The organism is Paenibacillus sp. Marseille-P2973 (assembly GCF_018101095.1).
GTDB classification, from domain to species: Bacteria; Bacillota; Bacilli; order Paenibacillales; family Paenibacillaceae; genus Fontibacillus; species Fontibacillus vini.
Window position 1 is genome coordinate 381,218 of the sequence record NZ_JAGQEH010000005.1, and the last position, 15,094, is coordinate 396,311.

11 protein-coding genes are annotated in these 15,094 nt (G+C 41.3%); 1 reads left to right on the top strand and 10 read right to left on the bottom strand.

Annotated elements, in window-relative coordinates:
- Positions 1-580 precede the first annotated feature (580 nt).
- From KB559_RS13540 to KB559_RS13585, 10 genes are all read right to left on the bottom strand, one after another.
- Positions 581-3,790, bottom strand: a complete 3,210-nt coding sequence (locus KB559_RS13540; RefSeq protein WP_247681793.1) for a hypothetical protein — start codon at positions 3,788-3,790, stop codon at positions 581-583.
- A complete protein-coding gene (locus KB559_RS13545; protein WP_211022460.1) occupies positions 3,783-4,547 on the bottom strand; it encodes a hypothetical protein in 765 nt (254 codons plus the stop codon). Before KB559_RS13545 ends, KB559_RS13540 begins: the two co-directional genes overlap by 8 nt.
- Entirely contained in the window at positions 4,513-5,442 is a 930-nt protein-coding gene (locus tag KB559_RS13550) for a tRNA guanosine transglycosylase family protein (protein ID WP_211022461.1), read from the bottom strand. Before KB559_RS13550 ends, KB559_RS13545 begins: the two co-directional genes overlap by 35 nt.
- 104 nt (positions 5,443-5,546) lie before the next feature.
- Complete coding sequence (locus KB559_RS13555) at positions 5,547-6,344, bottom strand: hypothetical protein (protein WP_211022462.1); 798 nt, start codon at positions 6,342-6,344, stop codon at positions 5,547-5,549.
- Between the two features lie 65 nt (positions 6,345-6,409).
- Positions 6,410-8,446 (bottom strand): tRNA-guanine transglycosylase DpdA, encoded by a 2,037-nt coding sequence (gene dpdA / locus KB559_RS13560; RefSeq protein ID WP_211022463.1) that lies wholly within the window; start codon positions 8,444-8,446, stop codon positions 6,410-6,412.
- A gap of 91 nt (positions 8,447-8,537) precedes the next feature.
- Positions 8,538-9,083, bottom strand: a complete 546-nt coding sequence (locus KB559_RS13565) for a VUT family protein (RefSeq protein ID WP_211022464.1) — start codon at positions 9,081-9,083, stop codon at positions 8,538-8,540.
- Positions 9,084-10,183: 1,100 nt separating this feature from the next.
- Positions 10,184-10,969, bottom strand: coding sequence for a sensor domain-containing protein (locus KB559_RS13570; protein WP_211022465.1), 786 nt, complete (start codon positions 10,967-10,969; stop codon positions 10,184-10,186).
- 143 nt (positions 10,970-11,112) lie between these two features.
- Positions 11,113-12,012: an alpha/beta fold hydrolase gene (locus KB559_RS13575; protein WP_211022466.1), complete on the bottom strand. Its 900-nt coding sequence runs from the start codon at positions 12,010-12,012 to the stop codon at positions 11,113-11,115.
- Entirely contained in the window at positions 12,009-12,632 is a 624-nt protein-coding gene (locus KB559_RS13580) for a TetR/AcrR family transcriptional regulator (RefSeq protein ID WP_211022467.1), read from the bottom strand. The genes KB559_RS13575 and KB559_RS13580 overlap by 4 nt, the downstream gene beginning before the upstream one ends.
- Before the next feature lie 159 nt (positions 12,633-12,791).
- On the bottom strand, positions 12,792-14,144 hold the full coding sequence (locus tag KB559_RS13585; RefSeq protein ID WP_211022468.1) for an ABC transporter substrate-binding protein: 1,353 nt from the start codon (positions 14,142-14,144) through the stop codon (positions 12,792-12,794).
- 203 nt (positions 14,145-14,347) lie between these two features.
- On the opposite strand from KB559_RS13585, the gene KB559_RS13590 reads away from it, so the two are divergent.
- Entirely contained in the window at positions 14,348-15,043 is a 696-nt protein-coding gene (locus KB559_RS13590) for a response regulator transcription factor (RefSeq protein ID WP_211022469.1), read from the top strand.
- The last annotated feature ends 51 nt before the right edge of the window (positions 15,044-15,094 follow it).

The following is a 15,094-nucleotide window of genomic DNA, read 5'->3' on the forward strand; positions in this document are numbered from 1 at the left end:
ACTTTTATAAATACCAAATCTTTTCATCGTCAGAAACATGCAATATATTTAATTTTAGTAGAACCTTATCTTGTTAATAAGATGTATTAGATATTTATATAACATTTCCTTCTTTAGTCCTAAAATATATCCTCTTTTTCTCGGATCACTATAGTAGAGTTTTCCGCTATTGGAATTCTATTCATAAGGTATCTGCTGCTGGATAAAATCCGAAATCCCCATCTAGGACAATTATATATTGTTTCGCATATATCAAATATATAATTAGGGCCATCGATGACTTTATTTCTCTTAGATACTGTATGTGTAAATCTCCCTTTAGACCTCTTTATCTAACAGGAAACGGTCACATAATAACAACAAAACCCAGTGTCCATATCTAAGACATCTGGGTTCCTTAAATGAATATTCCTTCAAGAAGTCATTCCTATTTTATACTCTGCATTTGTTTTCTCATAACCATATACGGAGTTGGGGCAGTGCACTCAGATGAAGCAGATCCTTCTCTTTATAACCCGATTCAGTGCTTGAGGAGCGAGTAATTTACCCAAAGAAGTGTATTTCGTAATTTCAATGCCTGTCAATATAGTATACCTTTACGAACAGGTTTGAGATAATCCAAACTATTCTCTTTGCATGTATCCGATGCGACGAGTCGAATTTCGATGATATCAAATAGGGAAGGAAATTTTTCTTGAAGTTCATCTAATAGTCTTTTCCATTGAACAGGGGGCAGTTTGCTGTAACCTTGTTCTAAGAGCGCTTTGAGTTGGCGCTTAATGGCCGGTCGAAGTTCTGCGCTCGTTTCGATTATGTTTAAAATATCCGTTAGATCGTTCGTCTGGTTGCACTTTAAGTCTTTTTGCAGATATTTGATGACATGCTGCTTCTTGGCCTCACGAATATTCATTTTTTCGACTTGGCGACGGAGTCCATGAAAATCGACCGCCTGCCACGCACTGACGCTGTGGACGAAATCACCCCTGACTGGATGCCTATCAAGCAAGTCATTTGCATGTTCAGCGAGTCGTAGCCAAATAGCTTTAACCTGCATGATATCGTCGGACTCGAAAGCTGATTGTTGGATTTGTTCCCACGCTCTTTGAGGGGTAACCGACAAACAATAGTTTAACTTCGTTAATGCATCAATAAGGACCAACAAGGACTCTTTTTCAGCGCGCAAGTTGGACCAAGTGGGTGTATGCGTCGGTAGTCTACTCGATCCTTCTCCCCCAAGTTCTAAGAAGTGAGTCTTGGTTGTTTGACACATGGCGTGATATTGTCGATTTAGCGACTCCACTTCGCTATACAACAATGCCTCTGTCCTGAACTGATCAACAACGTTACTTGTACTTAACTCTTCCTCTAACGCCGTATAGTTCAGATAGTCCTGAAGGACATAATCAGATTTCTCAAATTGTTTGATGGCCTCCGCAAACGTTTGATATGCGCTGTCGGAAGACTCGAGCAGAAACGGCACCATCGTGATTCTTTCTTGAGCAAGTTGTCTAAGTCTGCCATGAAGAAGCGTAAGGTAGGCATAATAATCCCCCTTCAAGCGTACAAGGAACGCATAAAGAGAAAGATCCCCGATTTGGTAGTACTCTAATTCTTTACTTGGTGTATAGCTTCTTATCCACTCATCAAAATCAATCTGTTTTGGGAGATCAGGGTTGATCGGTTCAAACATGTTATCCCGTAACATAAACCAGTCTTGATACACTTGCTCCACGAGGTCGATCGTTTCTTTAGTGAACGGTGATCTACTCTTGATTCCCTCTGTCCATCCTCCATTTACAATCAGGAGGCACCTTTCCACCCAATGTTTTAGTTGAAAAGCAAAAGTCTCTACCGGAATCATTAGTTCTTTCTCTAATATATCTCTCCAATTTGAACGTAAATCTTCCGTCTGATAGACCCAACTTGCGGTCTCATATTCACCCGATATTTTTTGCAGGACTCTCGCCTTTGCTTGAGCATTTAAAATTTGAAAATTCGAAATTTGCAAAGCTGCAACGCCTTTGTTTATACGGATCCCAAATCTTGATGTTTCCGAATCATCGAGTACAATCGGATATCGGGTACGATTTACAATTTCTTTTCTTTGAATGGTCGCCGAAGCTTTCGGTGTAAATGCTCTTGAGACATTTACTCCCCTCACAATGTCGTGAACAAACGCGGCGACACCCGATCTTACGGGTTCCAATAGCTCTATATTTGTTTGTTGCCCTTCGACCCACTCCCTGACTGATCCTTTCTCCGAGTCGACTTGTGGATGCTCATCGACTCCGATCGAGCTCAAAGTATAGGCGCTTTCCCCTTCTAAGGAGTGTAAACGTACAGTAACATCTCCTGATTGATATCCGAAGTGTTTCAACACTTCTCTAGGAACGAGACCCTCATCTTGTTCTTCGGATACGTACCATTCCGCAAGTGTCTTAATCAAAAGGTCCTCGTGCTCAGCAAACTTTTCGCGTTTGACGAGCGGAAGCATGCGTGAGGTCCACTCACGCTTTCCCTTTTGGAAAAAGCGAATAATTTCTTTGCTATGAAGAATCATATATCGAAGCTTGCCTTTTCCTAGAGGGATCGCATCAAACGTTCGCTTGATCATGGTTCTGTTAAAAGGAAGTAGATTTACATCCTGATTCATTTGCTCCTCTTCGGTTTCCACTGATGAACGAGCAATTCTTATACAATCCCAGTAGTGGTGGCACGCCTTAGAACAAATAAACCCCTGAGTCGCCTTAAGTTCAACGAGATAGTTGGACATATAAGCCACGACTTGACTGCGATCTAGATTGTAAAAGTCTTTCCCCGATTCGTCCGACAACCATAGTTTCTTGACGCGATCGGCTATCGTATCTAGATTTTGAATACGTTGCGTGAGATGGAAACCCTTATCGGAATCTTGGATCGCACCTGGGGTTAGACCAATAACGACATCCCAGTTTCCTTCTTCAAGCGTGATTAGTTGATCTAATAGTTCGGTGGCATAGATATTCACCGATTGAACAAGATCATCGATCAGTAACAAGGGCCGGATGTTTCTCATCTTCAATTGCTCGGAAAGTAGTTTAAATAAAGCGCCAATGTCGTACCCTTCAAAAAGGAATTGATCTAATTTGTGAGACAACGCCTGTCTAAAAGACAGATACTCTAACGGCATCGATAGGGATGTGCTTGCCATTAATTCATCAAATTGATCTGGGTGAAGCACTTCTAACGGCTTCTTAATGTGCCCTCTTTGAACTTGCAGGGTAAACTCTGTCACATTCTTTTCAATAATGGGTCTTACTAAAAGGGCTAAGGGAACGATCTCTTCATCTGTAGGCAAGGCTTCCGCAAGTGTTGTCCATACCATTTGATTAATCAAGGTGATCGGCTTTTTCAGGAGGAGCTCCCATCTGTTTTCATCAATTGGAATGGATAACGGGATCCCGATCGTGTCAAAGCACTTTTTGATCAAAACTTGGGGATTGAGTTCGCTTCGCGAGATACGGATAACCGGTCGATCCATTCGTTCCAAAAGCCACTTATCTCGAATCCAGCATAGCAATTCGGATTTACCGGAACCTGTGGAACCAAACACAAAATAGATGCGATTGCCTCTCGTATCGGATTCAATCAATTCCTCGAATAGTTCATTCTCTGTCACTTCGGCGAGTAGTTGATTACCCTGATAACGGTGCATCACTTGTGGGAAATGCGTGGAGCGAAAATAATCCGGCGAAACTTCATACCTCTCGTCTGCTGTCCCAGTAAGTAGTTTTAATGCCTCCTTATTCAAACAAGGTATCATAAGTCTCCACCTGCTTTCCGATTTGAATCCAGTTCCATTCGCTCTTCGGACCGTAAGACTTATAGGGTAAATCCTGCTTGTAACTGATTTCGACCCTGTTACGTTCATGTAGTGCCATTAAACCGAAGATTATCCCTTTAAAGATGTTACCTTCTGCCGTGATGCAAGGGAGTGTGGGATGTATCTTGGTTTCGCAAAACGGATGCAGGCCGCCTTCCCACTCACCAACATCCATTATGATTTGTTTCAGCAAGGATAGATGCGGTAGGGCATAAAATCCGGAGTAAACTCTTCTTCCTAAGCCCCAGCATTCCATCATTCGTTTCCAGGCGTTGATTTTTTCATGACCAACGAGTGTTTTTGTAAATTTACGATTGACCAGGTAGTGCAAGTTGGTGACAAACATACGGTCAGGTCGAACAAAAAACTGTTCGTAAAGGGAAGCAAAAATATAGTTTAGACTATCCTCACGACTTACCTCCTCATGAGCAATGACTTGGAGTCGACTAAACACCTCTATGTTACTCCATGGACGACCCTCCGTGGGGACAAAGCCCTTCTCTTCTTTTCGGATGAACTGAAGGTCCTCTAATATCGTCAATACGCTATCAATAAGAGAGGATATATCCCCTTTAGCATCATATTGATATTCATTTCGGAGGACGGGGGTGTCTAATCCCGGATTTTTTCGAATCGTTTCATAAATAACTTCAATTTCTGGACCGTAGCACATTTGAAATAGCACGTTCGTCTCCCCCTCTTTTTTCTTGAACTATATCGTTAAATGCAATACGCAAGTGGTAATAGTTATGGACCGATCGCAGTTTCATAAAATCTCGAGGCGAGGGTTTAAATATGTCTTCAGGATTTTGAATGCAAACTGGACATTCACAAGGAAGTGGTGCGCTAAGTCGTGGACTCGAAAGTTTTGCGTGTGAGGAAGAAAGAAAGTATGTTCGAAAGGGTCTACTGTAGAACACTTGAAAGAACGCTGCTGCCATAGTTGGTCGCGTGGAATCAAATGATCGAACTCCTAACTCCACCATAGCATGCATTTGAGGGATGCCCGTTACCCCAAACACATGTAAGTTTTGAGGACCGACCATGTCAGTTGCAAAACCAATCATTTCAATTTGTCTAGTGTAATGTTTTGCGAGTAAGGAACCAATACCAAAGCGTTGATATCCCATTTTGATTAATTCATAAGCCGAATATTCAATACTCGCCTTGTCATATCCCTGAATGACTCCCATCGGTTGAATATGCTGAGAGAATCCATATATGGAAAAGAGTTTTAAATATTCATAAGCATTAAATAATGTTCGTTCCATGGCTTTATAACGATCAGACAGAGTCGTTTTAGTGAGCATAGGTTCATCAAAGTGAACCAACTGTACCGATGTAGCCCCACTATCTTCAAGCAATGAAAGTTGAGCATTAAAAACATCTTTTAGGGTTGGTCGGTATTTTTGCTTTACATGAAAAACAGAACCACAATCAATTATGAGCTTTTGGGGTTTCAATCTAAACTTTTTCATTGTCCCTTTATTATCTGGCAACGCACTTACTAATAACGGACACTCAGGGAAGTACTCCGTAAATAACGCATCGCTATGTGACCAACTCATAAAAAATTCCATAGCCAACCACCTTTTAAATTATTACGTGATGTTACGTGATAAATGGAGTTTACCATAAATCCCTCCGCCTAACCACCCTTTTTCGAAATAAAAAAGAGCCTAATTCAGGCTCTCCTCATCCATTCTCTCCATATTCTATAGATAGATTCACGGTCAGCTTCATTAAATAGAAATTTACCATTCGAAGTGATATATGATTGCCAAAACGGATTATCTCGATCAAAGAAATCTCCTGTCCATCCTTCATAATTAAATGGCTTTCTTAAGTCGGGGACTTGACTAGGGCCTAACCGTATCATCCATTCTTCCAAGAAATAAACCAAATAAAACTCCCAGGCGATACTAGTATCGGCTATGGATCTCTTTCTAAATTGTTTCCTCTCCTTGATGGGTAGATAATTAAGAAATGGATATGAGGTCAATAAAGTTTGAATATAATCGATGAGATCCGTTACTAGTTTTGACCATTGATCACGATTAATTGATATTTTCAAATGACGGTTTAAGATTTCTTTAAACGAATGATAAACCATTAATTTGGTTGAATTTGAACTCAGATTTTTGCTTTGATCAATTAACCTATTAAAACTCTCATATTCGAGCAATCTCTCTTCGCAATATTTAGGTAAGGATCTATCATTTGCAACAAATAACACCGGATACTCATCTGCATCGTCACTTTGGGGTTTTTGGAAAAGAAGCATGGGGGCCGTTACTTCAATCTCATTTCGGTCATGATAAACAAGGGTATCATAACTGATAAGGATAATATTTGGACTTATTGTTGCCGATTTGATGACTGGCAAATTCCAGGAATTCAACGTCTGTACGGTAACCGTGGTTAAAAATACATCCTGTGCTTGTCTCTTGAGTTTCTTGACACCTTCAACTTTAAATAACATAGAAAAAAACCTCCAGGCACTATATGCCCTAGTGTATCACACTAGGGCCATAGCATGGAATGGTTCTACTTTTTCCAAGACTTTCTTAAGTCTTGCACTTGTTTGTAATATACGTGCGTATTGTGGAATCCTCTTCTCCGATTTCGATTATTCCCACGGAATACAACAACGTCGATTCCAATGTCCTTACAGATCACGCATTGGCACTCTTCCCAAGGTTTATCTGAGAGCAATTCCGTATACATATCCTCGTGCATATCGCGATTTTCACCCAATATTTTGTCGTATGCTAATATGGATTCAACCGCAGCAGACATCTCTTGCCGACCATCACTAAATTCCCTTAATGCCGTTAACGCTTCTTGCTCTAACCGTTTATATTCCGCAAACGGAATATCACTTTTCCCTTCTTGCATCATCTTTTTCACACGCCCCGCTGTTTCCTTTGCTTCCGGAATTCGGATAGCTGTATAATGCTTTTTCGGGGTGTGGTAGTTATGACCGGTACCCAACCAAGCTCTTCTCAACGGGGAAGAGGAGTCAAAGGAGGTTACCCCAAGTTTAATAAAAGAGTGCATCGTTCGCATATCTCGTGCTACTCCAAAAAGGTGCATACGGAAGTTCTCATTGGGAATAATCGGAGAGATAGCTTTCAAGATTTCGTAAATCTTGTCCGACTTTTCCCTGGCGAGGCCACCAAGAGCAATGTAATCATAACCTAGGCAAATGAGATGTTCGACTGCATCACGAAACGACTTAGGATCCCATCCTTGAACAATTCCGATTGGATGGAAAGTATACCCTCTAGATTCTTTATGCTCGTGGTATTTATTAATAAACTCTTCAGCCATTCGAAGCGTTAACTCATAACGCTGATTTCGGATGGTCTCATCCCGTTGAAAAGCACCGAATATCAAGTGGTCAATGGACACACCGTAATCAAACTTTAGTTCATGATAATACTCTAGAATTTCTTCAGTCGTATACGGTGGAACTTCCTGACCAACGTAACTAAAAGCACCGCAGTCGCCCATAATGGGGTAACTTTCTGGCAGTCGGTAAAAAGCATGCATGCCGAGTTCCTTCATCGTGACGCGCTTTTGTTGGGTCGAATTATCGATGTTTACTTTCGAGACAAGCATCCCATCATATTGCGGCCGTCCATAAATTTCGTGTGAGTATACATCATGTATTAATGGATTTCGATCCTTCTTAGTGAAATCCGTTAAAAAGTCATATTCAGGATCAACACGATCATCATTCTCTGGTAAGAAGAACATCGGTTCTACACCGAAGTTTTTGGCAATTAGTTCTTTTGGAACAGGATACATTTCACTTAAGAACTGGAGTAAATCTTCGCGACTGCCTTCATTCTGATCAAAGAGGGATAACTGCCGGTTATTGTTTGGGATCATGCTCAAAACGTATTCTCGAATAAGTTCAGGACGCTTAATAATGGATTCCCATGTGGAATGATCATTGTCTTTTGCTATTCGAAGAAGAAGTTGTGCAAACAAATATCCCTTAATACCAATCAATCCGTATTTAAACTCTTTAGCTTCCTTTTCTCCAATGGTAAGTACATGGTAATGATCCCAATTTAGGAGACGAGACTTACTTGAACTTCCGGCAAAAAAAATGGCCGTCTGATCTTCACGAAGGTTCAGTGGCCAATCAATAGCCTGAAGGTACTTGTCCCCCAGAAGAAAAAAAAGGAGATCGTAATTTTTGGCGATGTTCTGCAGATCCCCAGTAATGTTCTGATGAGCAGACCATCTTTTTATGGTTTGAGAGTCCATAGTATTAAATGTAACCTCATACGGAGCGATTTCATCATCTTCCGATAATAAACCGTATCCTGCAGATAAGATATTTAGCGTAATCTCGCCACCGGACTTACGATATTGTTGAATCCCCTCCATTAAAGCAAGGTGTTGGCTACCCGTATACATCTTGCCTGCCGTGCATCGATACTCCTTTAATTCCTCTTCTCTATGTTTAAGTGTGGCAAGATCTTTGAAATCTTCCAGCACAAGTTGATTCTCTGGTTTATGCCTTTTTTCTCCAGTACAGGATGTAACGACTAATATACGTGGGTTCATAGGTCCTCCAAAAGACTAATCATGTTGTGTTGACTCCATATTAACATAGTTTGAGTACATGAATCGTGACTCTCGAATAAACAATATTTGCTTATTGAATAAATTTAGAGATTCGTTGCATCGTCATTTTGACAAAAATTGCACCAATCAATTGAACAACGGTTTTAACAATGATTTGTCCAATGATGGCGTATCCAACAGCACTCCATGGCAAGAAGTTTGCTCCAAGTGGAGACAGTCCGACGACAACAAAAATAATACTGTCTAAAAATCCGCCAACAATCCCAGAGTAAGCGACTCTCCAAGCGAAAGGTAAGCGAAGTCGAGAGTAGATTTCAGTATCCGTAGTTTCGGAAACCAAAAAGGTTAGAATAGATGCAAAGACAATCCATAAAGTGTCGCCAAGCGCATATGATGATATTGCAGATAAAACAATGGCACATGAAATAGTATAATAAGTTTTCTTTTTGCCAATAAGGGATTGAACAAAATCTCTCAAAATGAAGGTCAATCCAATAATAAATGTCCCTGCAGGGACAATAAATATCCCAAATTGAAAAGGAACTGTACTCGCCGTTACAACATTAGCAGAAACAATGGCTAGGAGATAACAAAGAACAACAACTACTTTCTTCATGGTTAAGTTACACTTCCTTACGGGTTTTTCTCCATTATACAACGCATTTTGAAATCGAGCTACACTCTTCTTATTAAGAAGAAAAGAAGCCTTCTTATTAGCTTTATATATTGATTTGTAGACATTCGCTTACTAATAACTTCTATTGATTCTAATGTTAAACCTTTTTACTGGGGTTTCCCCATTATACAACCCGATTTGAGATCGGGCCACCCACTCTCTAGTAGCAAATGGAGGAAGAATTGGGTAACAATTAGAGCAGAGCAGAACTAAACCTATAAAAAACATTAAGAATACCCGATTTCCATAATTCCTCTCTCATTATACGCATGAATGAGTATATTGTTTGTTCACTGCTGTTAAATCAGCTACGCCCGACATGCAAGACCATAAAGATTTCATTTTCATTCTCTTCCCACTTTCCCATTTAGTAAGAAGTCATTTTAATTTGGCAATCCTTATAGCTAATTCATTTATTTTTTATTGCATATATCCTAACTCGATTCTAATATCAAGCATACTCTGAAAATCTGCAGAAACGTCATTTGAAAACATTATTCTCTCCGAGATTTTTTTCCATCTAGAGGTAGTTATTAATGATTTTACAGAACAAATTCGCTGTAACCAATTTTTTTATTCCACGTCGTTTTACTAGTTAGTTTCTTCCAATAGGAAGTGACTCGTCGCAAGGAGACCGGGAGAAGTTGGTGACGGTGTTAATGGAGTTAGGGGATGGGAGTCCCCCCGAGTCTTTAAGTAGCATGAAATATGCTGATGGATAATGGTCTTGCACTACGGTTCGCTCCATACTGAAAACCCGCTCATAGGGCGAGTCTTCATCTTTTCGTAGGTAGTTTTGTAAGTAGATTGCAGATAGTAGACTCTAGTGCCTAATATAAATCCCATCTTGGAGGCAAATTAAATAATAAATTGGTATTGCTTCACATAATCCGCCATTTATCGGATTCTCCTAAGTTTAGTTATCGTCATTCCTCTGCTAATATCTTCTACATATCATTGATACAGAAGCGAACATAGACATAAAAATCACAATTCGCCGTAGTGTGTTAATGGGACGCTAAGTAGTGGATTTACTAAACCTATCTCTGCGCAGCCTGCATCATCCCTTGAATGGACTGATCCTCTTCATACTCATAATATTGCGACGGAACAGACGCATATATTGGTGCTTCCTTTGCTACGCTCGGCTGCTGATAAGCCTCATCCACATACATAATTCTACGCTGAACTTGCATGAGCCCATTTACGACGCGCAGCGCGATCCAGAAAAGTACGAGGCCTACGCCGACGTACAGCAGATATTGCTGGTTATAAGTCCAGTCGATATGGAAATAACTGAACAAGCTATTTTCTAAGATATCGAGCTTCATTTCATTCATCAATATGATATGCACGGCCGGAAGAGCAATGAATCCTAATCCCAGTGCAAGCACGGTTACCATAATAGCAAAGAATACAATGCCTGTTACAAATCTCGAGAATACGAGCAACAGATTTCGAATGAATAGCCCGCCATCGAAACCTTTAACCATCCGCATAAACCAATTCTGCCCGGCTTCCGTCTGTGGTTTGTATATATGTGAAACAGATGGAGCAGGTAAACCCAAAATATGCCGAATCATGCTTTGTTCAAAAGTCACAATCCCATTCAACAGCTTGGCTACTCCAAAGAATAGCGGGATTCCGATAAATATCGGAATTAAACCGATGGATAAGGTAAGTCCCGTAAGTGCTACCGTAAAATAAATAATCCCTAACGGGAGAGAGATCAATAAATAGAGAATCGTGGCATAGGTTTTTGGATTAAAAAGCACCCAATTTACCTTTCCTGCCCGCGACGCCGCCGTCGCTTCTGTTGCCTTCATTTTCAAACACCCTTTCTGGCTTCATAAGTCACGCTCTGAGTTATAAACCCATTATATCTGCCTTATTTGCCTGACATAACCGTCTTAAGGGGTGTCTGAACCTAGACTTTAGGCTAGGGAATTCACCCGCCGCCCGATATGTTTTACTTATAAGTTCTCGGTTTGATCATAAATCTACGAATAGCTTCGTTCACCGATGATTTTTGCTCTAGAATTAGGCAGTGCCCTGCTTCTTTAATCAACACGGTCTCTGAATCTGGCAACGTTTCTCTGACACATTTCATCACGTTCTCTGCATCGTAAATTTTCTCTTCATCCCCGACCAGAAAGAGTACCGGTGCCGAAATCCTGCTCCAGGCTTCTTTCTCAATGACACGAGGGACAACCGGAAGCTGCGAGCGACCATATGTATAGGCTGCAATGACCATGTCCATAACCTGCGAAGGAAGAGAATATCCCTTCTTACAAAACCAATCCCACGCTTTCCGAATTCGATCAGGCTTGGGCCACAGCATGGCTGGGTAGACTTTTATGAGAAATTTCAGAAAGGGGACCGGCAAAAATGTCGCCACTGGAGCAATCAGAATTAATCGCTCGATTCGTTCCGGTCTGCTTGTAGCATAATTCGAGCAAAACCAACCTCCCATCGAGTGGCCGATGAATGTTGTCTTAGCAAGCCCAAGCGCATCTAGAACTTGATCCATCCAGTGAACAGCATCTTCCGGGGTGCTAATACGTTTAGCAACCCTGCTTTTGCCAAAATCCCCCGGCGTGTCGATACAATAGACTCGAAAATCCCCCAATGCTTCAATAGTTGGGTACCACATTGCTGAATTACTCGTCATACCATGAAACATCAGGACGGTCTCCCCGTCTTCGGGTCCACTAACGATCACATGGCAAACCCCAAATTCGGTTTGGATCTCCATCGTTTCATACTGACCTGGCCAATATTCCATCAGTTTATCGTATGAATGCATAAACAGCCCGGCCCCTGCCTCGCTTTTAAATACGGACAAATCATTCCGTCCCGTACCCGTCATATATTACCCTCCAGCCCGGATGGCATAAGTATGGAGCGGCAAACCGTTATTAACAACTCAAATTGCTGGGACAATTTTATATTTTCAGAACCATTAATTATACTCTCAATATATAGTCCTTCAAGTAACGAAATGAGCCAATGAACGAAAATATCCAGAGGCTGAGCAGGATGAAACTCCTCTCTCTGAACTCCATGATTGATTAAGTCAAAAAGAGCTCCGTACACAGACTGGGACCGTTCTTCAATTAGCTTGCGACGATGACCTTCTCTGCGACCCACGATAAAATATTCATACAGACAAGGGGATAACCCGGTATTCGCCTCTCTAACCCGTCTTTCTTGTCCCCTAATGAATTGCACAAATGTGTTCCACGCACTGCCCTGTTCTTCTAATACAAAATCCAGCGCCATGTTCTCATACTCCCGGCGAAGCAGATCAAGAAAAACATCCTCCTTACCGGAATAATATAAGTACACACCTCCGAAGCTTCTACTAGAGCTGGTTACAATATCGCTCATAGAAGTTGCTTCATATCCTTTTTCTATGAAAACACTTCGTGCTGAATTCAAGATGTCCATTCGGATAGCTTCTTTTTGTTGTTGTGAAATTTTAGGCATAAAGATGTCCTTCCCTCCACAAAAAAATAAACGAGAGTACTCTCTTTTATTATAAAGAGAGTACTCTCATTTTACAATCTTCGCCAGTTGCGGTTTTTCAGGATGAAGGGGAACCCATCCCTCCATCCCTTTAAACTTGCCTATAAAACTTGCATGAAATTACTTCGTCTGCTGAACCTTTTTCAGTTTATCTACAACAATTTGAGTACTTTTTTGAATGGAAGCTGCTGCTTGGTCTAGTGTTTTCTTCTTGTCCATTGCCAGTTTTAATTCTCTAGATAGAATGGACCGAAAATCTAACTCCAAGTTTTGCGACTTGTTCATGAGTACATAACTCGATATAGATGAATCAAAATTAGGTCTTAGTTTATAGAACGCATCCAGCTTGTAACCAGCGTACTCTTTTACCATACGAGATAAGGGAGCATCAACCGCAGAACTATTGGATTTGTAGTATTCTTTTGCGAAGTCGTCTCCCAGGAAATACTTGATGAAATCCCAAGCCGCATCCACATTCGTTGCGTTTGCCGGAATCGCGAGTATCTCAGGAACCCGAGCACTTCCTGTTGACTTTCGATCCTTAGGATCGGCAGGGCCGGCGACCATACCAAGTGTAAACGGTTTATAGTTCTTCACACCATTTTTTGCGGATTGTAAGGACTTCAGTCGACTAATAGGTGCTACGGTCATCGCGGAACGTCCCATAATGAACGGGCTGCTCTCCAAATAACTTTTTGCAGACAGGGTGATCCCTTCGTCAAGCACCCCGGACTTTGTTGCTTCGATCGATGAACGATATGCATTTTTCCATGCCGTTGAATTTGCAGTAGCCTTTAATGTATTTGGATCAAGGTATGTTAATCCTTCCGTTCTAGCGATATCCATGACCAAATTGCTGGACCCGAAAGAACTCAACCCCCAAATTCTTGAGTTTTTATCCCCTTTCGTAGGGAATTGACCCGCAAGTTTCAATATTTCTGCCCAAGTCATTCCGTCACTTGGTAATTTCACCTTGTGCTTTTTAAATAAATCCACATTGTATAAAAGAGCGTAGGATTCCACGGTGGGGCTTAACCCATAAAGCTGCCCACCGCCTTGTTTCTTTAATTCATCAAGCAAGCCAGGGTATAGCGTTGTCGTATCATACTTATCACGCTTAATTAGTGAATCTAAATCCACCAGCTTATTCTCCTTGGCTAATTGTTTGTAATTGTACGGATCCAGCATGACAAGGTCGGGTGAATGCTTGGTGATCAGCGCGCCATAATTTGTAATCGCACCCATGCCTCCAGGCGTAACTACCTGGATGTCTATATCAGGATACACCTTACTAAACGATTCCCCATACGTTTTATTGAATGCCTCTGCATTCCAGTACAGTACTTTTAAGGTGCGTTTCTGGCTGTCCGAATTGGCGGAAGCTTTCTGACCTGTACCAAAACCTACTGAAATAACGATTAACATCAAACTTAAACTAACAATGAATACCTTTTGTAATACACTGTGCTTCAAAGGTAAAACCTCCACTCTCTTTTTGTTTCAAGCGATTATTGGCTTGTGTCACAATAGTATAGTAAGAAAAGCTTATCAGCCGGCTATCGAACTTCTTATCAAATCCTTAAATAAGAGTGACATTTTTGTAACCTTCATAGCAACCTAAGAAAAATCGCCTATAATTCTCATGTGAGATGGATAAATGAACCAGGGGAGGATATATGACGGGAAGCACTATTTTGATGGTGGATGACGAAGCGGAAATTATCAAATTGATGAGTATATATTTCAAGAACGAGGGTTTTAAGCTCCTGCAAGCATCAAATGGCCTGGAAGCGCTGGAGATTCTGAGGTCACATCCAGTCGATTTAATCGTACTTGATCTGATGATGCCCCAGATGGACGGATTGGAGGCTTGTATGAAAATACGGGAAAGTAATCATATTCCCATCATCATACTATCGGCTAAAAGCCAAGACATCGATAAAATATCAGGTCTTAGTATCGGCGCTGACGACTACGTAACCAAACCGTTCAACCCGCTCGAACTGATTGCGCGGGTCAAGTCCCAGCTGCGAAGAATGAACTTGTGCAGTTCCATTCCGGCTAATGTGAACGAGATTTATATCGATAACATCGTTATTAATATAGCGTCCCATACAGTAACGGTTGATCAGCGGGAAATCAAGTTAACCCCACGCGAGTTCGCGCTCCTTCGCATGCTGGCAGTCAACAGAGGAACGGTGCTCAGCATGGATCGCATTTACGAAGAGGTCTGGAACGAACCCTTTATGGATTCGAAGAACAGCGTTATGGTTCACATCCGAAAGCTCCGCGAGAAGATCGAGCCTAACCCGCGCGAACCCCGAATCATTAAGACTGTGTGGGGGATTGGATACAAAATCGAGGCAATTTAAAAAAATGAGGTGAGTAAGATCCGACTACAATGGCTGGATACGATTCGTTGG